This is a genomic window from Paracoccus sp. (in: a-proteobacteria), from assembly GCF_035556475.1.
In the GTDB taxonomy this organism is placed as follows: Bacteria; Pseudomonadota; Alphaproteobacteria; order Rhodobacterales; family Rhodobacteraceae; genus Paracoccus.
Genome location: NZ_DATMFA010000016.1, coordinates 1 through 22,420, shown reverse-complemented (window position 1 = coordinate 22,420; position 22,420 = coordinate 1). Strand labels below are relative to the sequence as shown.

Annotated in this window: 22 protein-coding genes and 2 tRNA genes; 13 read left to right on the top strand and 11 right to left on the bottom strand. The window is 68.3% G+C overall.

All coding sequences use genetic code 11. The features are described from left to right. Positions 1-64 precede the first annotated feature (64 nt). Genes VNQ78_RS02010 through tsaD form a run of 5 tightly spaced genes read right to left on the bottom strand, consistent with a single transcriptional unit; the run spans position 65 to position 4,618 of the window. Positions 65-1,864 carry an ABC transporter transmembrane domain-containing protein gene (locus tag VNQ78_RS02010; RefSeq protein WP_325686044.1) on the bottom strand — a complete coding sequence of 600 codons (1,800 nt, stop codon included), beginning with the start codon at positions 1,862-1,864 and terminating at the stop codon, positions 65-67. Between the two features lie 45 nt (positions 1,865-1,909). Then, the gene (locus VNQ78_RS02005) at positions 1,910-2,335 is read right to left on the bottom strand and encodes an EVE domain-containing protein (protein ID WP_325686042.1); all 426 of its coding nucleotides are present in this window, start codon (positions 2,333-2,335) and stop codon (positions 1,910-1,912) included. After that, the gene (locus tag VNQ78_RS02000) at positions 2,335-2,610 is read right to left on the bottom strand and encodes a YciI family protein (protein ID WP_325686040.1); all 276 of its coding nucleotides are present in this window, start codon (positions 2,608-2,610) and stop codon (positions 2,335-2,337) included. Before VNQ78_RS02000 ends, VNQ78_RS02005 begins: the two co-directional genes overlap by 1 nt. After that, positions 2,607-3,551 (bottom strand): NAD(P)H-dependent glycerol-3-phosphate dehydrogenase, encoded by a 945-nt coding sequence (locus VNQ78_RS01995; RefSeq protein WP_325686038.1) that lies wholly within the window; start codon positions 3,549-3,551, stop codon positions 2,607-2,609. The genes VNQ78_RS02000 and VNQ78_RS01995 overlap by 4 nt, the downstream gene beginning before the upstream one ends. Next, a complete protein-coding gene (gene tsaD / locus VNQ78_RS01990; protein ID WP_325686089.1) occupies positions 3,548-4,618 on the bottom strand; it encodes a tRNA (adenosine(37)-N6)-threonylcarbamoyltransferase complex transferase subunit TsaD in 1,071 nt (356 codons plus the stop codon). Before tsaD ends, VNQ78_RS01995 begins: the two co-directional genes overlap by 4 nt. Before the next feature lie 63 nt (positions 4,619-4,681). Between tsaD and VNQ78_RS01985 the strand changes: the two genes are divergently transcribed. The 4 genes from VNQ78_RS01985 (at position 4,682) to VNQ78_RS01970 (ending at position 8,736) form a co-directional block, all read left to right on the top strand. Next, positions 4,682-5,377: a uroporphyrinogen-III synthase gene (locus tag VNQ78_RS01985; RefSeq protein ID WP_325686036.1), complete on the top strand. Its 696-nt coding sequence runs from the start codon at positions 4,682-4,684 to the stop codon at positions 5,375-5,377. A gap of 96 nt (positions 5,378-5,473) precedes the next feature. Continuing rightward, positions 5,474-6,886 carry a hypothetical protein gene (locus VNQ78_RS01980; RefSeq protein WP_325686034.1) on the top strand — a complete coding sequence of 471 codons (1,413 nt, stop codon included), beginning with the start codon at positions 5,474-5,476 and terminating at the stop codon, positions 6,884-6,886. Between the two features lie 10 nt (positions 6,887-6,896). Beyond that, the gene (locus tag VNQ78_RS01975) at positions 6,897-8,606 is read left to right on the top strand and encodes a heme biosynthesis protein HemY (protein ID WP_325686032.1); all 1,710 of its coding nucleotides are present in this window, start codon (positions 6,897-6,899) and stop codon (positions 8,604-8,606) included. Between the two features lie 54 nt (positions 8,607-8,660). After that, a tRNA-Thr gene (locus tag VNQ78_RS01970) sits at positions 8,661-8,736 on the top strand. Positions 8,737-8,789: 53 nt separating this feature from the next. Here the strand turns inward: VNQ78_RS01970 and VNQ78_RS01965 are convergent. Then, positions 8,790-9,707, bottom strand: coding sequence for a LysR family transcriptional regulator (locus VNQ78_RS01965; RefSeq protein ID WP_325686030.1), 918 nt, complete (start codon positions 9,705-9,707; stop codon positions 8,790-8,792). A gap of 138 nt (positions 9,708-9,845) precedes the next feature. On the opposite strand from VNQ78_RS01965, the gene VNQ78_RS01960 reads away from it, so the two are divergent. The 3 genes from VNQ78_RS01960 (at position 9,846) to zapE (ending at position 13,278) form a co-directional block, all read left to right on the top strand. Next, positions 9,846-10,679 (top strand): shikimate dehydrogenase family protein, encoded by an 834-nt coding sequence (locus VNQ78_RS01960; protein WP_325686028.1) that lies wholly within the window; start codon positions 9,846-9,848, stop codon positions 10,677-10,679. Between the two features lie 103 nt (positions 10,680-10,782). After that, on the top strand, positions 10,783-12,096 hold the full coding sequence (locus VNQ78_RS01955) for an MFS transporter (RefSeq protein ID WP_325686026.1): 1,314 nt from the start codon (positions 10,783-10,785) through the stop codon (positions 12,094-12,096). A gap of 75 nt (positions 12,097-12,171) precedes the next feature. After that, the gene (gene zapE, locus VNQ78_RS01950; protein ID WP_325686024.1) at positions 12,172-13,278 is read left to right on the top strand and encodes a cell division protein ZapE; all 1,107 of its coding nucleotides are present in this window, start codon (positions 12,172-12,174) and stop codon (positions 13,276-13,278) included. Positions 13,279-13,281: 3 nt separating this feature from the next. Here zapE and VNQ78_RS01945 read toward each other — a convergent pair whose 3' ends face one another. Together VNQ78_RS01945 and accD are read right to left on the bottom strand one after the other, a co-directional pair. Beyond that, positions 13,282-14,550 (bottom strand): folylpolyglutamate synthase/dihydrofolate synthase family protein, encoded by a 1,269-nt coding sequence (locus tag VNQ78_RS01945; protein ID WP_325686022.1) that lies wholly within the window; start codon positions 14,548-14,550, stop codon positions 13,282-13,284. 16 nt (positions 14,551-14,566) lie between these two features. Continuing rightward, positions 14,567-15,520, bottom strand: coding sequence for an acetyl-CoA carboxylase, carboxyltransferase subunit beta (accD, locus tag VNQ78_RS01940; RefSeq protein WP_325686020.1), 954 nt, complete (start codon positions 15,518-15,520; stop codon positions 14,567-14,569). A gap of 103 nt (positions 15,521-15,623) precedes the next feature. On the opposite strand from accD, the gene cls reads away from it, so the two are divergent. From cls to VNQ78_RS01920, 4 genes are all read left to right on the top strand, one after another. Next, positions 15,624-17,039 (top strand): cardiolipin synthase, encoded by a 1,416-nt coding sequence (gene cls / locus VNQ78_RS01935; RefSeq protein WP_325686018.1) that lies wholly within the window; start codon positions 15,624-15,626, stop codon positions 17,037-17,039. Positions 17,040-17,050: 11 nt separating this feature from the next. Then, positions 17,051-17,374: a 4a-hydroxytetrahydrobiopterin dehydratase gene (locus VNQ78_RS01930; protein ID WP_325686016.1), complete on the top strand. Its 324-nt coding sequence runs from the start codon at positions 17,051-17,053 to the stop codon at positions 17,372-17,374. 236 nt (positions 17,375-17,610) lie between these two features. Next, entirely contained in the window at positions 17,611-18,396 is a 786-nt protein-coding gene (locus VNQ78_RS01925) for a DUF6478 family protein (RefSeq protein ID WP_325686014.1), read from the top strand. Between the two features lie 11 nt (positions 18,397-18,407). Beyond that, positions 18,408-18,797: a hypothetical protein gene (locus tag VNQ78_RS01920; protein ID WP_325686012.1), complete on the top strand. Its 390-nt coding sequence runs from the start codon at positions 18,408-18,410 to the stop codon at positions 18,795-18,797. Here the strand turns inward: VNQ78_RS01920 and VNQ78_RS01915 are convergent. Then, a complete protein-coding gene (locus tag VNQ78_RS01915) occupies positions 18,794-19,513 on the bottom strand; it encodes a GNAT family N-acetyltransferase (protein ID WP_325686010.1) in 720 nt (239 codons plus the stop codon). The two genes, VNQ78_RS01920 and VNQ78_RS01915, sit on opposite strands and share 4 nt — an antisense overlap. After that, complete coding sequence (locus VNQ78_RS01910) at positions 19,510-20,250, bottom strand: competence/damage-inducible protein A (protein ID WP_325686008.1); 741 nt, start codon at positions 20,248-20,250, stop codon at positions 19,510-19,512. Before VNQ78_RS01910 ends, VNQ78_RS01915 begins: the two co-directional genes overlap by 4 nt. 111 nt (positions 20,251-20,361) lie before the next feature. Here VNQ78_RS01910 and map point away from each other — a divergent pair, with 111 nt between their 5' ends. Next, entirely contained in the window at positions 20,362-21,165 is an 804-nt protein-coding gene (gene map / locus VNQ78_RS01905; protein WP_325686006.1) for a type I methionyl aminopeptidase, read from the top strand. Between the two features lie 62 nt (positions 21,166-21,227). On the opposite strand, the gene VNQ78_RS01900 is transcribed toward map, so the two are convergent. After that, complete coding sequence (locus VNQ78_RS01900) at positions 21,228-22,247, bottom strand: LacI family DNA-binding transcriptional regulator (RefSeq protein ID WP_325686002.1); 1,020 nt, start codon at positions 22,245-22,247, stop codon at positions 21,228-21,230. 95 nt (positions 22,248-22,342) lie between these two features. Between VNQ78_RS01900 and VNQ78_RS01895 the strand changes: the two genes are divergently transcribed. Then, a tRNA-Arg gene (locus VNQ78_RS01895) sits at positions 22,343-22,419 on the top strand. Position 22,420: the final 1 nt, after the last annotated feature.

Here is a 22,420-nt window from a genome sequence, read left to right as displayed (position 1 = left end):
CCGCTTTGGTGCAGCACGGAAACGCCAATTCTCCCAGACGGTTCCGTGCTGGCCGAAGGCGGGTCTAGGCGTCGGCTTCCGCGGGCGAAAGCCCTTCGGTGAATTGCAACCGGGCCAGCCGGGCATAAAGACCGCCTTGCGCGACCAGCTCGTCATGGCGGCCCTGCGCGATGATCCGGCCGTGATCGAAGACGATGATCCGGTCCGCCTTCTTCACCGTCGCCAGCCGATGCGCGACGATGATCGTCGTGCGGCTGCGTGCCAGCTCCTCGACCGCCGATTGCACCAGCCGCTCGGATTCCGCGTCAAGCGCGCTCGTCGCCTCGTCGAGCAGCAGGATCGGCGCGTCGCGCAGGATGGCGCGCGCGATTGCGATGCGCTGCCTTTGTCCGCCTGACAGCATGACCCCACGCTCGCCCACCGGGCTGTCATAGCCCTGCGGCAGGGCGGTCAGGAAATCATGGGCATGGGCGGCGCGGGCGGCGGCCTCGACCTCGGCATCCGAGGCCGAGGGGCGGCCGAAGCGGATGTTCTCGCGCGCGGTCCCGGCAAAGATCACCGGGTCTTGCGGAACCAGCGCGATCTCCTGCCGGAAATCGGCGCGGGCCATGTCGCGCAGGTCGATGCCGTCGATCATCACCCGGCCCTCTGCCGGGTCCCAGAAGCGTTGCACCAGTTGCACCACGGTGGTCTTGCCCGCGCCCGAGGGGCCGACCAGCGCCACCGTCTCGCCCGGCGGGATGTCGAGGGTCACACCCTCCAGCGCCGAGGTGTCGGGGCGCGAGGGATAGTGGAAGGTCACGTCCTCGAAACGGATGGCGCCTTTCGCGGGGCGGGGCAGGGGAACCGGCTGGGCGGGATCGGTCAGCGGATCCTTGGCGCGCAGCAACTCGGTCAGTCGCTCGGCCGCGCCGGCGGCGCGCTGCAATTCGCCCCAGATCTCGGAGAGTGCGCCGGTCGCGCCGGCGACCAGCACCGCATAGATCACGAACTGCACCAGCTCGCCCGCGCTCATCGCGCCGGTGCGGACGTCGCGCGCGCCCACCCAGAGGATGCCCAGCACGCCCGAGAAGATCAGGAAGATCACGATGACCGTCATCACCGTGCGGGTCTTGACCCGGCGCAGGGCCACGTCGAGCGATTTCTCGGTCACGTCGCGAAAGCGGTGGCGGGTCGCCCCTTCCTGCGTGAAGGCCTGGATCGTCTGGACCGAGAGCAGGCTTTCCGAGGCCGCGCCCGAGCTTTGCGCGATCCAGTCCTGGTTCTCGCGCGACATGCGGCGCAGGCGGCGGCCCAGCACGATGATCGGGACCACGACCAGCGGCACCAGCAGCAGGACCAGCCCGGAGAGCTTGATCGAGGTCCAGGCCAGCATCGCCATGCCGCCCGCGAGGATCATCAGGTTTCTGAGCGCGATCGAGACCGAGGAGCCGATCACCGACTGGATCAGCGTCGTGTCGGTGGTGATGCGGCTGATGATCTCGCCCGTCATCACGCGCTCGTAGAAGGCGGGGCTGAGGCCGATGACGCGGTCGAACACCGCCTCGCGGATATCGGCGACCACACGCTCGCCCAGCCGGGTGACGAGGTAATAGCGCAGCCCCGTCCCCAGTGCGAGCAGCGCAACAATCGCCAGCGCCGCGCCGAAATACTGGTCGAGGAGATGGGCGCCCGCGTCAAAGCCGTCGACCACGCGCCGCACCGCCAGCGGCAGGACAAGGCTGATGCCCGCCGTCACCGCCAGTGCCACCATGGCCGCGACCAGCAGCCGGCGATAAGGTTGCATGAAAGGCCAGAGCGCGCGGAGCGCGCCCATGCGTTTCGTCGTCGGGCGATCGGCGATGATCCCTGAGCCGCGTGCCATATATCCTCCCCCGGAGCGGCTTTCGGCCGTCCGCCTTCCAGTCGTTCAGGCCTGCGCGGTGCCGCCCGCGAGTTCCAGGATCACATCCCATTCCGCATCCGAGACCGGCTGCACGGACAGGCGCGAATTGTTCACTAGCACCATCTCGGCCAGTCGCGGTTCGGCCTTGGCATCGTCAAGCGAGATGGGCCGCACGACGCGCGCAACCGCCTTGATGTCGACGCATTCCCAGCGCGGGTCGTCGGTGGTCGAATCCGGGTGCGCCTCGGCCACGACCTCGCAGATGCCGACGATCTCCTTGCCGATGTTCGAGTGGTAGAAGAATCCCCGCTCACCCACCTTCATGGCGCGCATGTTGTTGCGGGCCTGATAGTTGCGCACGCCGTCCCATTGCTCGCCCTTCGCGCCCTTGGCGATCAGGTCGTCGAAGCTGAAGACATCGGGCTCGGACTTGAAGAGCCAATGTGCCATCAGCCGATCACCTTGCGCCATTCGATCACCTCGACCGAGGTGAAAAGCCCGGCCTGAGCATAGGGATCCTTCGCCGCCCATTCGGCCGCCGCCGCGCGGTCCCCGGCCTCGATCACCACCAGCGAGCCGCAGGGGTCGCCGTTCTCGATCAGGGGGCCGGCGAATTGCACGACCGAGGTTTCGGCCATATAGGCAAGGTGGCTCGGGCGGGTATCGACGCGGGTTTGCAGATGGCCGGGCTTGTCACGGCAGATCAGGGCGAAAAGCGGCATCATTCCTCCTTCAGGGGACGGTTCAGCAAAATGTCGAGCGCATGTTCCATGGCGATGCGCCCCTCGGCAAGGCCCGCGACCAGCGTTGAAACGGGAAGCTCCACCTTGAGTTTCGGGGCCAATGCGGCGACGGCGCGGGCGGTCGCCGAACCCTCGACCGTGGTGCCGGGGGCGAAATCGCGGCCCGCGCCAAGCGCCAGCCCATAGCGGAAGTTGCGCGACTGTTCCGAGGTGCAGGTCAGCACCAGATCGCCGAGGCCGGAAAGCCCGCTCAGCGTCTCGGGGCGGGCGCCAAGCGCGGTGGCAAGGCGCACCATCTCGGCAAAGCCGCGGGTGATGACGCTGGCCCGCGCGCTGTCGCCATAGCCCGCGCCGATCGCGGCGCCGGCGGCAATGGCGATCACGTTCTTCAGCGCGCCGCCCAGTTCCGCCCCGGTCACGTCGGTCGTGCGGTAAAGCCGCAGGTTCCCGGTCGAAAGTTGGTGCTGCAGGGATTGTGCCGCCCCCGCGTCCTCGCAGGCGAGTGTCAGCGCGGTCGGCAGGCCGCGCGCGATGTCGGCGGCAAAGCTCGGTCCGGTCAGGACCGCAACCGTCGCGCCGGGGCAGGCCGCGCGGATCAGGGCGGTCGGGCCGGTCAAGGTGGCAAGGTCGATGCCCTTGGCGCAACTGACGAGGTTCCGGCCATCCAGCATCGCCGCATGGTCGCCAAGGAAGCCGCCCAACACCTGCGCCGGCAGCGCCAGCAGCACGGTTTCGGCCATGGCCCCTCGCGGGTCGTCAGTCAGTCGCAGGTCGTCCGGCAGCCTGACGCCGGGCAGGCGCGGATTTTCCCGCGTCGCCGCCCAGCCCATGTCCCGACCCCAGAGGGTGACGTCGGCATTTCCCGACAGCGCCACGGCCAATGCGGTACCGAAGGCGCCCGCGCCGATCACGCAGATGCTCATGCCTTGGCCCCGCGCTTGCCCGCGCCCAGCATCGGCGCGGCCTTGTTGTCGAGCGGCCAGCGCGGGCGCGCGGCCAGCGCCAGCCCGTCGCGATGGCCGGCCTTGAAGGCCTCGATCCCCGCCCATGCGATCATCGCGGCATTATCGGTGCAAAGCGCGAGCGGCGGCGCGACGAAACTGGCCCCGGCCTCGGCCGCGACCTTTTGCAGGGCGGCGCGGAGGGTCTGGTTCGCGGCGACCCCGCCCGCCACTGCCAGCACCGGGGCAGGGGCGGCGGCCAGCGCACGGCGGGTCTTTTCGGCCAGCACATCGGCTACGGCGGCCTGAAAGCCCGCGCAGATATCGGCGCGGTCCTGTTCATGCAGGCCGCCCTGCGCCGCGACCAGCTCGTCCCGCTGGCGCAGCACGGCGGTTTTCAGGCCCGAAAAGCTCATATCGCAGCCGGGGCGGTCAAGCAGCGGGCGCGGAAAGTGAAAGCGTCGCGGATTGCCGTCGCGCGCGGCCTTCTCGACCTCCGGCCCGCCGGGTTGCGGCAGGCCCAGAAGTTTCGCGACCTTGTCGAAAGCCTCGCCCGGCGCGTCGTCGATGGTGCCGCCAAGCCGGGTGAAATCCTCCGGCCCCGCGACCGAGAGGAACTGGCAATGCCCGCCCGAGACCAGCAGCATGAGATAAGGATAGCCCACGCCGTCGGTCAGGCGGGGCGTCAGCGCATGGCCGGCAAGGTGGTTGACGCCGACCAGCGGCAAGCCGCTGCCGACGGCGATGCCCTTGGCCAGCATGACGCCCGACAGCACACCGCCGATCAGGCCGGGTCCGGCCGTCACCGCGACTCCGTCGAGGTCGGAAAGGCTGACGCCGGCCTCGGCCAGCGCCTCCTCGACGCAGAGGTCCAGCTTCTCGGCATGGGCGCGGGCGGCGATTTCGGGGACGACGCCGCCGAAATCGGCATGAAGCGCGGATTGCCCGGCCACGACCGAGGCGAGGATCGTGCCATCGCTTCGCACCACCGCCGCGGCGGTGTCGTCGCAACTGCTCTCGATGCCCAGAAAGGTCAGTGACATGCTTATCCTTGTTCCCGCGCCGCCAAGGGCCTAGGCATGATCAACTAGCACCTGACCGGGCCGATTGCCATGCCGCCGACCATATTGCTGACCCGGCCCGCAGAGTCCGCGCGGCGCTTTGCCGCGGAACTGGCCGCGCTTGGATTGCCGGTCGTGATCTCTCCGATCATCAGGATCGTCCCGGTCGCGCATGACGAAGGGGCGGCGGCAGCGGCGCAGGGGCTGATCTTTACCTCGGCCCATGCCGTGCCGTCCGCCGGCGCGGGCCGGGGACGCCCGGCGATCTGCGTCGGTCCCGCGACGGCGGCGGTCGCGCGGGCGGCGGGCTTTCGTGTGACCGAGGGGCCGGGCGATGCCGCAGGCATGATGCCCATGCTCGCGGATCTGGGGCCGGGCTGGCTGCATCTGCGCGGCCGCCATGTCGCCCGCGAATTGCCGGTGCCGGGCCTTGTCGTCTATGACCAGCAGCCGGTGCCGCTCTCGGCTGAGGCGCTGGATCTGCTGGCGGGGGTGGATCCGGTCGTCCTGCCGCTGTTCTCGCCCCGCTCGTCGCGGCTTGTCGCGGCGGCGGTCGGGGATGCGCGCGCGCCCCTCTGGCTGGTCCCGATCAGTGCTGCGGCGCGGGACGCATGGGGCGGGAAGGCCCAGCGGATCGAGGTCGCACCGAGCCCGGATGCCGCCGGGATGCGGCACGCCGCCGCAGTGCTTGCGGGCACGGAACATTCGCGCGGGCGGCGGGTTGAGACGCCGTCAGGTGGCGACTAGACTGCCTTTGATGCAGGTCCCGGTCGCGCCGAGTCAATTCCGCTCAGCAGGGGAGGGCATCGGGTCGAGGGCCGGAAGAAAACGGGGAAGAGAACAGTGAACGAGCCAGAAAAAACGCCGGGCGAAGCGCCCGCAACCCCCGGAAAAGACGCAAGGAAGCATCCGGTTTCCGGCGCGGTGATCGAAAGCCGGCCGATCGTCTCGGGCCGCAAGGCCGCGGACGCTCCGACGGACGCCAAGCCGCCCGTCGAATCGTCGCTGGTCGGCAAGCCCGGCGCGACGAAGCCCGCCGCGAAGCGGGCGGCCGAAGCGGCGAAGCCCGCCGAGGCGAAGCCGGCGCCCGGCAAGGATCAGCCCAAGCCCGAAAGCGTGCCGCCGGCGGCAATCGCCGCCGCCTCCAGCCCGGCGCCCAAGGCCGCCGAGACGCGGGTTGAAATCCGCCGCGCCGGGTTCTTCCCCCTGTTTCTGGGCGGCATCGTTGCCGCCGGGCTTGGCGCCGGGGCGGCCTATTGGGCCATTCCGCACCTGCCGCCCTCGCTGCGTCCGGGCGACGCCGCGGACCCTGCCGCCCAGATCGAGGCGGCGCGGACAGCCGGGGCAGAGGCCGCGACGGCCCAGATCACGGCGCAAGCCGATGCTCTGACCGGACGTGCAGCCGAGGCGGGGGCAGATGCCGCGCGTCAGGTGCTGGCGGATTCCGCCCCCTCCGCCCCGGCCGAAATCCCGGCCGCGCTGACCGACCGCATCGCCGCGCTGGAAAAGGGCCTTTCCGACCTTGGCAGCCGCCCGGCACCGCAGCCCGTTGAGCCTGCCCCCGTGGCAGGGGCCGAACCCGCCGCGCCGACCCCCGCAGCGCCGCCCGGCGTGTCGCAGGAGGCGCTGGATGCCCTGGCCGCCCGCGTGAACGAACAGCAGGCCCGGATCGACGAACTGGCCGCGCGCCCGGTCGTGGACCCGGCCACCGCCGAGCAGGTCCAGACGCTGGCCCGGCAGGCCGAGGAGCTGCAGCAAAGCACCGTCGACGCGAACCGCCGTGCGCAGGCGGCCACCGCCGCCGCAGCACTTCAAGCCGCGATCGAGGCCAATGCCCCGCGCGATCAGGCGCTTGCCGATCTTTCGACGGCGGGGATCGAGGTTCCGGCCATCCTGACCGGCGATGTGCCGCGGCTTGACCAGTTGCGGGCCGAGTTCCCGGCGGCCGCCCGCGACGGGCTTCGCGTCTCGATCGAAGCCCAGCCCGGCACCGGAGGGGCGATGCAGACGATCGGGAATTTCCTGCGCGTGCAGACCGGCGCCCGTTCGATCGAACCGCGCGATGGCAGCGATCCCGATGCGGTCCTGTCGCGCGCCAATGCCGCGGTCGAGGCCGGCGACATCAGCGGCGCGCTGACCGAGATCGGCACCCTGCCCGAGGCAGGCCAGCAGGCCATGGCGGGCTGGACCGCGAAGGCCGCCACCTGGGTCGAGGCGAATGCCGCGCTCGGCGCCCTCGTGGCCGGCAGCAGGTAAGGAACGCGCCATGTTGCTGTCTGCTCTCAAGATCCTGATGTTCTTCGCGGTGATCCTGGCGATTGCGCTGGGGGCCCGCCAACTGGCCGAGAATGGCCACGGCCTGCGCATGGTCTATGACGGGACGGAATATGTCCTCGGGCCGCTGCAATTGCTGATCGGCTTGATCCTGCTTTGCCTGCTTGGCTGGCTGGTGGTGAAGCTGGTCGGGCTCGCGCTGGCCTTCATCCGTTTCCTCGTCGGCGACGAAACCGCCATCAACCGCTATTTCGCCCGCTCGCGCGAGCGCAAGGGCTATGAGGCGCTGTCCGAAGGCATGCTCGCCGTCGCCTCGGGCGAGGGGCGGCTGGCGCAGGACAAGGCCGGTCGCGCCGCCAAATTCCTGAAAAAGCCGCATCTGACCGACCTTCTCGCAGCGCAGGCCGCCGAGGTTGCCGGCGATACGCGCAAGGCGGGCGAGATCTATCGCCGGCTGCTGGGCGATGACCGCACCCGCTTTGTCGGCATTCGCGGGCTGATGCGGCAAAAGCTGGACGAGGGCGATACCCACACCGCCCTGAAGCTGGCCGAAAAGGCCTATGCGCTGAAGCCGAAGCATACCGACCTGCAGGATACGCTGCTGCAACTCCAGACCCGCGAGGGGGACTGGAAGGGCGCGCGCGCGGTCCTGAAGGACAAGCGCAAGCAGGGACAATTGCCTCAGGATGTCCATATCCGCCGCGATGCGGTTCTGGCGCTGAAGGAAGCCTCGGAGGTTCTGGCCGAGGGCAATTCGATCAGCGCGCGCGAGGCCGCGATTTCCGCGAACCGCGCCAGCCCCGACCTGATCCCGGCGGCGGTTCTGGCGGCGCGCAGCTATATCGCGCAGAACGATTTCCGCAATGCGACTCGCGTCCTGCAAAAGACCTGGAGCGTGCGGCCCCACCCCTCGATCGCCGCGACCTATGCCGAGATCGTGCCGGACGAGACACCCGCCGCGCGCCTGCGCCGGTTCGACGACCTGATCGCCAAGAACCCCGATGACGAGGAATCGCATCTGCTGCGCGCGGAACTGCTGCTCGCGGCCGAGGATTTCCCCGGCGCCCGCCGCGCGCTTGGCGATCTGGCGCAGAAGCATCCGACGGTGCGCTCGCTTTCGATCCTCGCCGCGGTCGAGCGGGGCGAGGGCAGCGACGATTCGGTGGTGCGCGGCATCCTCGCCAAGGCGATGGTCGCCAGCCGCGGCCCGCAATGGGTCTGCGACAAATGCCATAACGTCATGGCCGACTGGGCGCCGGTCTGCGACAGCTGCGGCGGTTTCGACACCCTGACCTGGCGCGAGCCGGACAAGGGCACCGCCTCGGCCGGGATCGTCCAGAACAGCGTCGAGCTTCTGCCCTTGCTGGTCGGCTCGCCGGCCCCTGCAACCGGGGGGGCAGTGAAGGCCGCGCCCGTGACGCCTGCGCCCCCAGCCAAGGAGGCCGAGGAAGAGGTCGCCGCTGTCGCCCCCGGCATGGTGCCGCGCGAATCGGATTATCGCCGCGTGACGCCGCTTGATGCCGAACCCGCGATGACCGTCACCGACCCCGAGCCTGTGGCCCCCGAGGCCCCGAAGCCGGGCCCCGTGAGTGCCGTGACGCCGATCCGCAGCCTGGAGGCGAGCGAGGTCGACATCCTGCCGGTGCGTCCCGATGTCGAACCGCCCGAAGATGATCCGCGCATCATGGGGAAAAAGTACTGATCCCCCCTTTTCGCCCGCGCCGGAACCTGCTATCCGGCGCGGCACACGAGAAGTGCCGGTGTAGCTCAGCTGGTAGAGCACGTCATTCGTAATGATGGGGTCGGGGGTTCGAGTCCCTTCACCGGCACCACTTCTCCCTCTCTGAAAAGCCGCGCGACGCCTTCGTCGGGCGGCTTTTGGCTTTCAGCGGTCCCAGTCCTTGCGCGAGACTGCGGCCATCAGCTCGCGGCGGAACTGGTCGATCGTCAGTTCGGCGAAGCTCGACAGCGGGCGGCCCTTGCGGGTCACGACCCAGGCGGTGATGCCGGCCTTCTCGACCAGCGGGCGGCGGGTCAGGCCGGGCATATAGACCTCGGCCACGGAGAATTCGTCGATCAGCGCGACGCCGAGGCCGTGGCGCACCAGACTGACGACGGTTTGGGCAAAGCGGCCCCGCATGACATAGCGCGGCGCGACGCCCGCGTCAGAGAAGGGGCGCGCCAGAACCGCGCCATAGGGATCGTCGGGATCGACGCCGATCATGTCCTCATCCGCGAGGTCATGGACCGAGATCGCCTCCTGCGCGGCGAGGCGGTGGCCGTCAGGGACGATCACCATCAGGCGTCCGGTGGCCAGCGGCTCGCTGCTCAGCGCCGGGTTCGCCACGGCGGAACTCATCACCACGAACTCGCCCCGGTCGAGCAGAAGGTAATCCACCGTCTCCTCAATCTTCAGGATGTTGAGGTCGATATAAAGTTCGGGAAAACGCGTCCGCACCGTGCGGATGGCGCGGGCCGCGATGAATTGCGCGATCGAGGGGGCGGAGGCGAAGGAGAGGCGCACATCCTCGCCCTTGCGCAGCGCGTTGACGGCGACGTTCAGGTTGTCCATCTGGCGGTGGACCTGATGGATCATCTCGAAGATCGAGGCGGCCTCGACCGAGGGCACGAAAAGCCCGCCCTTGCGGTCGAAAAGCCGGATGCCGAGCGAATCCTCGGAATACTTGACCAGCCGCGAGACGCCGGGGGCCGAGACGTTCAGCAGCGCCGCTGCGCCCTGGATCGTTCCGGCCATCATCACCGCGCGAATGACCTCGACCTGGCGGATGGTAAGCTGGCTCATGGCTCGGCGTCCTGTCATGCTCGCGCATTAACATCATGTTAACATCGCCCGGGCTTTTATATTTGACGTAACTTCAGCCTCCTGCAATGCCTTCTGGCAGGGTCGATCGGCCCGATTGCAGGCAGCGAGGCTGAGGAAATGATCCGCGGAACCACGAAACTGATCGCGCATCTGGGCTATCCCACGACGACCTTCAAGGCGCCGATGATCTACAATCCGTGGTTCGAGCATCGGGGCATCGACGCGGTGGTCGTGCCGATGGGCTGCAAGCCCGAGGACTTCGCGGACTTCCTGCGCCTCGTCTTCCGCCTCTCGAACATCCACGGCGCGCTGATCACCATGCCGCACAAGGTGGCGGCGGCGGGGCTGGCCGACCGCGTCTCGGTCACGGCGCAGATCGCGGGGGCGGCCAATGCCCTGCGGCTGGCCGAGGACGGGCTGATCGAGGCGGACATGTTCGACGGCGAGGGCTTCGTGCGCGGCGTGCTGGGCAAGGGGCAGGAGCTGGACGGGCGCTCGGCGCTGGTCGTGGGCGCGGGCGGCGTCGGCTCGGCCATTGCGGCCTCGCTTGCGAAGGCGGGCGTCGCGCGGCTTGCGCTTTTCGATCCGAATGCCGCCAGCGCCGAGGCTTTGGCTGGGCGTCTGCGGGCCGCCTATCCCGCGCTGGTGGTCGAGACCGGCAGCAAGGATCCGGCGGGCTTTGATCTTGTGGCCAATGCCTCGCCCCTTGGGATGAATGCGGGGGATCCCCTGCCGATGGATGTGGATCGCATCGACCCCGGCACCTTCGTCGGCGAGGTGGTGATGAAGACCGAGATGACGCCGTTCCTGACCGCCGCCGCCGCCAAGGGGTGCCGCTATCAGGTCGGGACCGACATGCTGTTCGAGCAGATCCCGGCCTATCTGGAGTTCTTCGGCTTCGGCAAGCCCGATGTCGGGGAACTGCGCGCGCACGCCGCGATCAGCTATTGACCGCAAGGGGTTTCCCACCCGCAGGGGCGAGGATCACGCTGGATTTATCCGGGGCGCTATGTGCAAATGGCGCCGATTTTCGACCCGCGGGAGGAACCCGGCCATGCAGATGACGATTGACGAAGCCCTGACCCATGGGGGCGCCGGACGATTCCAGCGGCGATTGCTGGGCATATTCGGCCTCGTCTGGGCGGCGGACGCCATGCAGGTCATCGCCATCGGCTTCACGGCCGCCTCGATCGCGGCCAGCTTTGGCCTGACCGTGCCGCAGGCGCTGCAGACCGGGACGCTGTTCTTTCTTGGCATGTTTGTGGGGGCGACGCTGTTTGGCCGCATCGCCGACCGGATCGGGCGGCGCAAGGTCTTGCTGCTGACCGTGGCCTGCGACGCGGTCTTCGGCCTCGCCTCGGTCTTTGCGCCGGATTTCGCCACGCTGCTGGTTTTGCGCTTCCTGACCGGGATGGCGGTCGGCGGCACCTTGCCCGTCGATTACGCCATGATGGCCGAGTTCCTGCCGCCCCGGAACCGCGGGCGCTGGCTGGTCTGGCTGGAGGGGTTCTGGGCGGTCGGCACGATCATCATCGCCCTGACCGCATGGATCGCGAGCCTCGCCGGCGCGGCCGAGGCCTGGCGCTGGATCTTCGCGGTGGCGGCGATCCCGGCGCTGATCGGGATCGGGCTGCGGCTCTGGGTGCCGGAATCGCCCATGTATCTGCTGCGGCAGGGGCGCGAGGCCGAGGCCCGCAAGGTGCTTGACCGCGTGCTGACCGCGAATGGCGGGCGTGCGCTGCCCGATCAGGTGCGGCTGGTCGCCCCGCCGATCCCCGAGGCGGGGCAGGGCATCTTCGGGCCGGGGCTGCGCAATCTCAGCATTGCGATCCTCGGGACGTGGTTTCTGGTGTCGCTGTCCTATTACGGGGTCTTTGTCTGGCTGCCCTCCGAGCTGGTCAAGGGCGGGTTCGGCTTCGTGCGCGGCTATGGCTTCCTCGTGCTGCTGGCGCTGGCGCAGGTGCCCGGCTATGCGCTGGCCGCGCATGGGGTCGAGGCATGGGGCCGCAAGCTGACCTTGCAGATCTTCCTGCTGCTCAGCGCGGCGGGCTGCCTGATGTTCACCCTTGCCACCGGCCCATGGCTGGTCGCCGCGGCCCTGATGCTGATGAGCTTTGCGCTTCTGGGCACCTGGGGCGCGCTTTACGCCTTCACGCCCGAGCTTTATCCGACCGGCTTGCGCGGCACCGGCATGGGCGCGGCCAGCGCCATGGCGCGGGTGGGCGGGTTGCTTGCGCCGTCGCTGCTGGGCGCGGTCGTGGCACAGGGCTTTGGCGTCGCGATCGGGGTCTTTGCGGCGCTGCTGGTCATCGCGGCCTTCTCGACCCTGCTGATCCGAACCGAGACGCGCAATCAGGCCATCGCCTAGGCAGCCACCCAAAATCACACGCTTTGATCCGGCCGGCCCCTTGCGGGCCGCGCCGATCTTTGGCAGGGGGCCGGCATGGCGACTGTATCCGAACTCTACGAGGCCCGCGTCAAGGCGGGCGTGCTTGCACCCGATGCCGCGCAGCGCGGCGTTCTGCCCCGGCTTGATCGTCTGGTGCGCGAACTGGCGGCCGCTCCGCCGCCGGTCGAGGTGAAATCCGGCTGGCTCTCGCGCCTGAAGGGCGGCAGGAACGGCGCGGCCCCCGCACCGGCCCTCAAGGGGATCTACCTTTGGGGCGGGGTCGGGCGCGGCAAGTCCATGCTGATGGATCTGGTGATGGAGGCCGCGCCGATCGCTGCGAAGCGCCGCGTCCATTTCCACGAATTCATGCAGGAGGTGCAGGCCGCGCTGGAAGGCGTGCGCAAGACCGGCCAGCAGGATGCCGTGCGCCCCGTCGCCAAAGGCATCGCAGCCAAGGTCCGGCTGCTCTGCTTCGACGAGATGCAGATCACCGACATCGCCGATGCAATGATCGTCGGCCGCCTGTTCCAGATCCTGTTCGAGGAGGGGGTGACGGTCGTGACCACCTCGAACCGGGTGCCCGAGGATCTTTACAAGAACGGGCTGAACCGCCAGCTTTTCCTGCCCTTCATCGTCCTTCTGCGCGAGCGGATGGAGGTGCTGGAACTGGCCAGCGCCACCGACCACCGGCAGAACCGGGACGAGGGCGGGCAGGTCTGGTTCTCGCCCGCCGACAGCATCGCGCGCGGGCATATGGACGCGCTCTGGCAGCAGGAGACCGGAGGGGCGGAGAGCGCCCCGCTGATCCTTGAGGTCAAGGGGCGCAAGGTCGAACTGCCCCGTCACGTCGGGCGGATCGCGCGGGCGAGCTTCTGGGATCTCTGCGGCTTGCCGCTGGGCCCGGCCGATTACCTCGCCATTGCCGAGGCGCTGGATCTGCTGTTCATCGACGGGATCCCGCGCCTCAGCCAGTCGAACTATAACGAGGCGAAGCGCTTCGTCACGCTGGTCGATGCGCTTTACGAGGCGAAGGTGCGGCTGATCGCCAGTGGCGCGGACGACCCCGAGCGGCTCTATGCCGAGGGCGAGGGCGCTTTCGAGTTCGAGCGCACGGCAAGCCGGCTGCGCGAGATGCGCGATGCCGACTGGGGCCGGGCCTGAGGGTCAGCCGTTCTCGCGCAGGACGATGCCCGCCAGATAGAGCGAGCCGCAGATCAGGATGCGCGCGCCCGGCTCGTCCCGGGCGATGCGGGTGATCGCGTCGAGGACATCGGGCGCGGTCGTGGCGGTCATGCCGGCATTGCAGGCCGCGGTCTCGATCTCCTCGGGGGAGAGGGTGGCTTCGGCCTCCGGGATCGGGACGGCGATCAGGCTGCGCACCAGCGGGGCGAGGGGGCGCATATAGCCCTCGACATCCTTGGTGTTCAGCATACCGCAGATCAGATGGGTCGGACGTCCGGGCATCGCGGCCAGCGTCGCGGCCAGCGCCTCGCCTCCGGCGGGATTGTGCCCGCCATCCAGCCACAATTCGCAGTCCTGTGCCGCATCGACCAGCGGGCCATGGGTCAGGCGCTGCATCCGCGCGGGCCATTCGACGCGCGTGACGGCGGCCTCTGCCTCGGCCTCGCCGTAGCCCAGCTCGCGCAGCGCCGCGATGGCGGTCCCGGCATTCACGACCTGATGCGGGCCGGGCAGGACCGGCAGGGGCAGGTCCATGAGGCCGCGCTGGTCGAAATAGATCAGCCGCCCGCGTTCGACATAGCTGTCCCAATCCTGCCGCCCGATCAGCAGGGGCGCGGAAAGACGCTCGGCCCGGGCCTCGATCACGTCGCGCGCCGGGCCTTCCTGCGGGGCCACGATGCAGGGCACGCCGCGCTTGATGATCCCGGCCTTCTCGCCCGCGATCTCGGGCAGGGTCTCGCCCAGATATTGCGTGTGGTCGATGCTGACCGGGGTGATGATCGTCAGCAGCGGATGGTCGATCACGTTCGTCGCATCCAGCCGGCCGCCCAGCCCGACCTCGAGCAGGGTGTAATCCGCCTCGACGCGCGAGAAGGCGAGGAAGGCGGCGGCGGTCGTGATCTCGAAGAAGGTGATCGGCTGGCCCTGATTGGCCGCCTCGCATTCCTCGAGCAGCGCCGCGAGATCCGCCTCGGCGATCAGCGCGCCCGCCAGCCGGATGCGTTCGTGGAAATGCGCGAGATGGGGCGAGGTATAGGCATGGACCCGTTTCCCTGCCGCTTCCAGACCGGCGCGGATCATGGCTTGCGTCGAGCCTTTGCCGTTCGTGCCCGCGATATGGATGACCGGGGGGATGCGCCGCTCGGGGTTGCCGAGCGCGGCGAGGATCCGTTCCATCCGGTCAAGCGACAGGTCGATGACCTTGGGATGCAGCTGCATCAGCCGTTCAAGAATGGCGTCGGATGTGGTCATCGCTGGTCGCCCCCGTTCAGGCGGTTTTCGCTTCGACATTGGCCGCCGCAGGGGCAGCCTCATGCTCGGCCGGTTGGGGCGAGAGGCTGCCGGGTGCGGGCAGGTCGGCCGCAATGGGCGCGGGCTGGCGCATCACCATGCGCAGGATGGAAACAAGCTCCTCGCGCATCTTCTTGCGATGGGTGACGCGGTCGAGCATCCCGTGCTCCAGCAGGTATTCGGCGCGCTGGAAACCCTCGGGCAGCTTTTCGCGGATCGTCTGCTCGATCACGCGGGGACCGGCAAAGCAGATCAGCGCGTTCGGCTCGGCGATCTGGATATCGCCCAGCATCGCATAGGAGGCGGTGACGCCGCCCGTGGTCGGGTGGGTCAGGACGACGATATAGGGCAGCTTCGCCTCTTTCATCATCTCGACGGCGACGGTGGTGCGCGGCATCTGCATGAGCGAGAGGATGCCTTCCTGCATCCGCGCTCCGCCCGCGGCCGAGAAAAGGACCAGCGGCCGCTTCAGCTTCACCGCCCGCTCGGCCGCGGCGATGATGGCGTTGCCGACATACATCCCCATCGAGCCGCCCATGAACGAGAAGTCCTGCGCGGCGGCGACGACCGGGGTGCGGCCCATCTCGCCCTCGGCGACAAGCATCGCCTCCTTCTCGCCGGTGGATTTCTGCGCGGCCTTCATCCGGTCGGGATATTTCTTCTGGTCGCGGAATTGCAGCGGATCGGCCAGCGGCTCGGGCACCTTGACCTCGACAAAGACCCCGCCGTCGAAAAGCGAAGCGAAGCGCATCCGCGGCGAGATCGGCAGATGGTGGTCGCAATGCGTGCAGACGTTCAGGTTGTCGGCGAGTTCCCGGTGAAACAGCATGTTTCCGCATTCGGGACATTTCGTCCACAGGTTCTCGGGCACCTCACGGCGCGAGAAAAGCGAATTGATGCGCGGTCGCACATAGTTGGTGATCCAGTTCATGCGAGAGGGCCCCTTGCGCTGCGTTCACGCGCTGACTTAGGCAAATGGACGCGGAATTGCAATTCCGCGCTGGCCGGGCTTTGATGCCGGGATGTGGACCCAGATGTTTGTGTTCATTCACTACGCAGTCGCGCTGGCCGTGTCCGTGCGCGTGCTTTTGCGTCCGCGTCTGGAACCCACCGTCCGGCTTTCCTGGATCCTGGTCATCGAACTGGTGCCGCTGGTCGGCATCATCGCTTATATCCTGTTCGGCGAGATCAGGATGCGCGGGGCCGAGGTCGAGCACCGCGTCAACGCGCGCAGCCGCCTGTCGGGCCTGTGGCGGCCCAGCCCGGAACTGGTGCGCCAGCCGCCGGATTTCGCGGCGCCCCTGATCGCCGCGAATCGGGCGACGACCGGTTTTGGCGCCGTGGGCGGCAATCGCGCCACCCTGATGGGCGAGGATGACAGTGTCATCGCCGAACTGGTCGAGGCGATCGACGGCGCGCAGGACCATGTGCATCTGCTGTTCTATATCTGGCTCGACGACCCCTCGGGCCGCTCGGTCGCCGAGGCTGCGGCGCGCGCGGCGGCGCGGGGCGTCATCGTCCGCGCCGTGATCGACGCCTTCGGCTCGCGCGCCTTCGGCAGGTCCGAGGCGTGGCGCAAGATGGCCGAGGCCGGGGTCGAATGCGTCGAGGCCCTGCCGCTGGGCCTGCCGATCATCGGCAGCCTGCTGAGGCGGATGGACCTGCGCAATCACCGCAAGATCGTGGTGATCGACCATGTTCTGGGCTTCACCGGCAGCCGCAACTGCGCCGACCGCGCCTTTGCCATCAAGCCGCGCTTCGCGCCCTGGATCGACGTGTTTCTGCGCATCGAGGGGCCGGTCGTGCGACAGATGCAACTGGTCTTCCTGCAGGACTGGATGAGCTATTCGGGCAAGGATCTGGGCGAGATGCTGGAACCCGTCCCACCGGTCGGTCCGGGGGGCGACATCGCGCAGGTCGTGGCGACCGGCCCGGATGACCGGCAGGGATCGCTTTCGGATTGCATGGCGACGATGATCCATGCCGCGCGCGAGCGTCTGATCATCACCACGCCCTATTACGTCCCCGACAGCTCGCTCGACGCGGCGATCCGCACCGCCGCGCGCCGGGGGGTGGATGTCACGATGATCCTGCCGGCGCGAAACGATTCGCTGGTGGTGCAGGCGACCTCCGAGGGGTTCTATTACGGGCTGGTTTCCGCCGGGGTGAAGCTGATGCTCTACAAGGGCGGGCTTCTCCATGCCAAGATCATCACGGCCGACGGGCGCATGGCGATGATCGGCAGCGCCAACATGGACCGCCGCAGCTTCGAACTGAACTACGAGATGAACATGCTGTTCCTTGATGCGCGTCTGGTGGGTGATCTGGACGACCGGCAGGCAAGCTATGTCGCCCGGTCCGAGTCGATCTCGATCGGGGAAATCCGCAACTGGTCGATCCGGCGGCGGCTGCGCAACAACCTGCTGGCCCTTGCGGCCCCGATCCTGTGACGGAGGCGAGGATGAGCGAACTGGCAAGGCAGAAGATCATCGACGGCGCCCCCGCGCTGGACGAGGCCGAGGTTACGGCGCATCTGGCCGGGCTGGAGGGCTGGGCGCTGACCCCCGACGGCAAGGCGATCCGGCGCGACTGGCGCTTCAAGTCCTTCAAGGCCGCGGCGCAGCTTGCGAACCTTGCGGCATGGCAGGCGGAAAGCGCGAACCATCACCCCGAGATCGGCTTTGGCTGGGGCCATGCCAGCGTCACCTTCACCACCCATTCGGCCGGTGGGGTGACGCTGAACGACCTGATCATGGCCGCGCGCCTGGACCGCGCCCTTGATTGAGGCAGCGCCCGCGCGGAATCCCGTCTCGCCTCGGGGCAGGGGCGCGGCGCGCCCCCTTGCTCCTCCCGGGTGCTGCGCCTATCCCTTGCCCGGCAAGAGGAAACTGCCGTGAATAACTCTCGCTGTGAATATACCGGGCTTGCCGAGCCGCCATGTGACCCATGGCGCCGGGGGTTTTTCAGGTCCGGCCGTGGAATTGCCGATTTGCATTGGATCATTGATTTACGAGGCGGATGATGGCGTTGCGCACGCGCAAATGGCTTGAGCGGAAAACGCGCGAACGGGCGTTCCGCCAATGGGCCGAGATGGCCGAGAGTGTCGAGTTCATGCCCCCCGGCCGCATCCGGGGGCTGACCGACGAAGCCCTGGCCTTGCGCGCCAGCCTCAACCGCTTCCTGATGCGGGGCGACCGCAAATCCGCCGTCTCGCGCGCGGCGCTGTCGGCCCTGCACCTGCCGGGCGGCACCGACTGGCGCTGGCGGCCGGGCTTCCTTGCCGGCCAGATCACCCCGCGCGGCATCGCCTTCGCGCCCTCCGGCACCCGGCTTGGTGATCGCGCGGCGGTCTGGCACGATTGCGAGGCGCAGGCGCTGATCCTCGAACAGATCCGCAATCCCCGCGCGACCGACCTCTCGCCTTTCGGGTTGCAACTCGAGGTCTTCGGCTTCACCGGCAAGTTCCTCTCCATCTCCATCGACCTGCCGACGGAGGCGCTGGAGGGGCTGAGCCGCAACCATATCGTCCGGCTCGAGACCTCGCTGGTGCTGGAACGCCCGCTGAACGTCTTTGCCCGCCTGAATATCGGCCACGGCCCGAATACCGACGAGCTGGTGCAATCGCTGCATCAGATGGAGGCCGGGCTGCAAAGCCAGCAGGTGATCGAGTTCGACCTCGCCTATACCGAGATAAACGAGAAGCGGCTGGAAAAGATGTGGCTGGACCTGATCTTCGAGGCCCCGGCCATGAGCGCGGTTGAAATCCGCGAGATGATCCTGTCCCGTCACCCGCGGGCAGAATTCTGATGAGGGACCTGATGGACGAATTCGAATCGCTCGGCCTGAAAAGCGGCATCTGGCAGGGCCTCTTGCAGCGCCCCGTCGCGCCCGGCCGGCTGGTGCTGGTCCATCTGGGCGCCCGCGTCGGCGAGGCGCGCGTGACCGCGCAGGAGGATGGCGTCTGGCGCGTCGCCGCCGTCATCCCCGCGCAACGGCTTTCGGACGGCGTGCAGACCTTCCTGCTGCTGGAGGACCGGGGCGCCGAGGGCGAGGCACTCCAGCCCGGCGCATTGCATCTGGCCAGCCTGCACATCGTCGCCGGCCAGCCGATCGACGAGGATCTCTGGGCCGAGCTGAATCTCATGCGCAGCGAAATCGACCTGCTCAAGCGAGAATTACGCAAGCTCGCGGCGGACCGTCCCGCCTAACCGCGCGCCCAGTAGCTATAGCCGCCGACCTCGGCAAAGCCCATGCAGTCGTAAAGCGCCCTGGCGCCGATATTGGCGCGGCTCACGGCAAGGCCAAGGCGGTCCGCGCCCTGCTGCCCCGCCCAGAGCGCCGCAGCGCCCAGCATCCAGCGCGCCAGCCCCCTGCGGCGGAACTGCGGCACGACCTCGATCGCGTGGATCATGGCGACCCGCCCCTCGACCGCGACGAAGGCCGCGCCGGCGGCGCGGTCGTCCAGCCTGCCAAGGAGCGAGATCCGCGGCCCGGTGACGCGGTCCATGACCGCCTGCCGCGCCGGATTGATATTCCCCGCCGACCAGAGATCGCGCTGGATCGCCATTGGCGGCCAGACCGCGAATGTCCCGAGGGCCGGCGGCGCAACCGCGAGCGTCGCGCAATCCGCGACCATGACCGCGGTGGGCGCCTCGGGGCGATAGCCAAGCCCGGCAAGCGCCCGGCCCAACCGCTCGTCGCTGTCGGGCAGGCGGAACATCGGGCGCTGACCCCAGGCGAGGTGCTGCGCCTCGGCTGCGCTCAGATCGGCAGCGCTCCAGTCGGGGGAGAGTGCGATGCTCGAACTGACCCGGCCACCGGCGCCAAGGCCCCGGCCGCTGCGAAGCGCCCCGGTATCGGCGCTTTCCGCCGCGGGCCAGGTGGTCTCGAAGGCCAGCGCAAGCTCGCGGTCCTCGGGGGTCACAGGTCGAGCCTCTGGCGCAGGATCGCCATGGCCTCGGCCACGCGCGCGCCGTCAAGCCCCCGCACCACCAGGTTCGTGCCCCATCCGGCGCTGTCATGGAACGGGTAGGAGCCCAGCGACAGGTCCGAGAATTCGGCGGCCACCGCCTTCAACTCCTCGGCGACATCGCTCTCGCCGCGCCGCACCTCGACCGTGTCGGACTGCACGGGGCGTCCGCCCGGCAGCTTCGGCACGAGCCATGCAACCATGGCGCGGAACACCTCGGGGACGCCGGCCATGACATGGGTATTGCCGATCGAGAAGCCGGGCGCGCCCGAAACCGCATTGTCGATCAGCACCGCGCCGACCGGGATCCGGGCCATGCGCAGGCGGTTCGGCGTCAGCTCGGTTCCCATCCGGTCGCAGCGCGCCTGCAGGATGGCGCGGGCCTGCGGGTTGATCTCGACCGTGGTGCCATGCGCCTCCGCGACCGAATCGGCGGTGATGTCGTCATGGGTCGGCCCGATCCCGCCCGAGGTGAAGACGAGGTCATAGGCCCCGCCAAGGCTCTTGTCGAAGGCGCGAATCGCGGCAACGATCTGGTCATTGTCATCGGCGACGACGCGGATCTCGCGCAGATCGAAGCCGGTGGCGGAAAGCACGCCCGCCAGATGATGGGCATTGCCCTCGCGCGTGCGGCCCGAGAGGATTTCGTCCCCGATCACGAGGATCGCGGCGGTGGGATTGTCGGATTGCATGGGACGTCCTCGCGGCGTTCATTTTCTCGGAACAATCTATAGGTCTGGCCACGGGGCTGGAACAAGTGGGCGCGCGGGACTATCTGTGGGTGCAACATGCATGAGGATCCGATGAACGACGCACGCCAGACCCGTGAGGGTATCCGTATCCATGAATCTCGCGACTTCGAGGGCATGCGCGCGGCCGGGCGGCTCGCGGCGCTGATCCTTGACGAGGTGGGACCGCTGGTCCAGCCCGGCGCGACCACCGGGGCGCTGGATGATTTCATCCGCAACCGGGTCGAGGAGCTGGGCGCGGTCAGCGCCACGATCGGCTATCGCGGCTATCAGCACGCAAGCTGCATCAGCGTGAACCATGTCGTCTGCCACGGCATCCCGGGCGAGAAGATCCTGTCCGAGGGCGACATCCTCAACATCGACGTCACCGTCATCCTCGATGGCTGGTATGGCGACAGCTCGCGCATGTATGTCGCGGGCAAGCCCAGCGTGAAGGCGCGCCGCCTGATCCAGGTGACGCATGACAGCCTGATGAAGGGGATCGAGGCCGTGCGCCCCGGCGCGACCTTTGGCGATATCGGCTGGGCGATCCAGTCCTATGTGGAGGGACACCGCATGTCGGTGGTGCGCGATTTCTGCGGCCACGGCCTTGGCCGGGTCTTCCACGCGCCGCCGAACGTCCTGCATTTCGGCCGTCCCGGCAAGGGTCCGGTGCTGGAGGAGGGGATGTTCTTTACCATCGAACCGATGGTGAACCTCGGCCGGCCCGAGACCAAGATCCTCGCCGATGACTGGACCGCCGTTACCCGCGACAAGTCGCTTTCCGCGCAGTTCGAGCACTCGATCGGCGTTACCGCCGACGGGTGCGAGATCTTCACCCTGTCGCCCGGCGGCATCTTCTATCCCGACTTCGACTGAGGCCGGTTTCACCGTTTCTCAAATACCCATTCCGGCGCTGACGCCACCGCCGCGGCGCCGGTTCATCCCCGGCGGATGGTGTCGCCCGGCCGGAAGGTCGGGTTCAGCGCGACGACGCCGCCTTCCGGCGCCGCCTCCTTCCCCGCGACGATACGGGCGGCGCGGCGCCCGATCTCGATGCGGCGCGCGTCGGTCGTGGCAAGCCGCATCGGCAACCCATCCAGCAGATCGACGCCGTTGAAGCCCGCAAGCCCCAGCTGGCCGGGAATGTCATAGCCCTTTTCAAGGCACCAGAGCAGCCCGCCTGCGCCGATCATGTCATTGGAGTAATAGAGGAAATCCAGATCCGGTTCGCGGGCGAGGATGCGCTCGGTCAATTCGCGCCCCTTCTGCAGGGACGAGCCACCCTGGTAATATTCCCGCGCCGCGAGCGCGACGCCATCCTCGGCAAGCCGATCCTCGAACCCGGCCAGCCGCTTCCGTGCGCGGTGGTCCTCGGGCATATGCGTGCCGATGAAGCCGATCCGCCGGTATCCCGCCTTCAGGATCTCGGCCGCGACCTCGGCCCCGGCACGGCGATGCGAAATGCCGACCACGGTGTCGATCGCGTCGCCATCGATATCCATGATCTCGACCACGGGGAGGCCCGCATTGTCGAGCATGGCCCGCGCCGCGGCGCTATGCTCGAGCCCCGCCAGAATCACCCCCGAGGGACGCCAGGACAGCATGTCGTAAAGCACCGCATCCTCGCGTGAGGGGCTGTAATTCGTCACCCCGATCACCGGTTGCAACCCGGTATCGTCAAGCTCGGCCGAGATCCCGCCCAGCACATCGGGAAAGACCATGTTCGAAAGCGAGGGGATCACCACGGCGACAAGGTTCACGCGCTGGCTGGCCAGCCCGCCCGCGATCTTGTTCGGGACATATCCCAGCGTCCGCGCTGCGGTCAGCACCTTCTCGCGCGTGGCCGCGGAAACATCGCCGCGATTGCGCAAGACGCGGCTCACGGTCATTTCCGAGACACCGGACGCCTCGGACACGTCGCGCAAGGTCAGGGGGCGGCGGGGTCTTTTCGTGTTCATGACAGTCCCGAGGCGAAATGATGTTACCGTTATCGCTTTTGCGCCCTCCGGGCAACCTTGCCAATTCCCGACATCCAAGGCAAAAGGGCTTCGCTGGCCCCGTGGCTCAACTGGATAGAGCAGCCCCCTCCTAAGGGGCAGGTTACAGGTTCAAATCCTGTCGGGGTCACCAT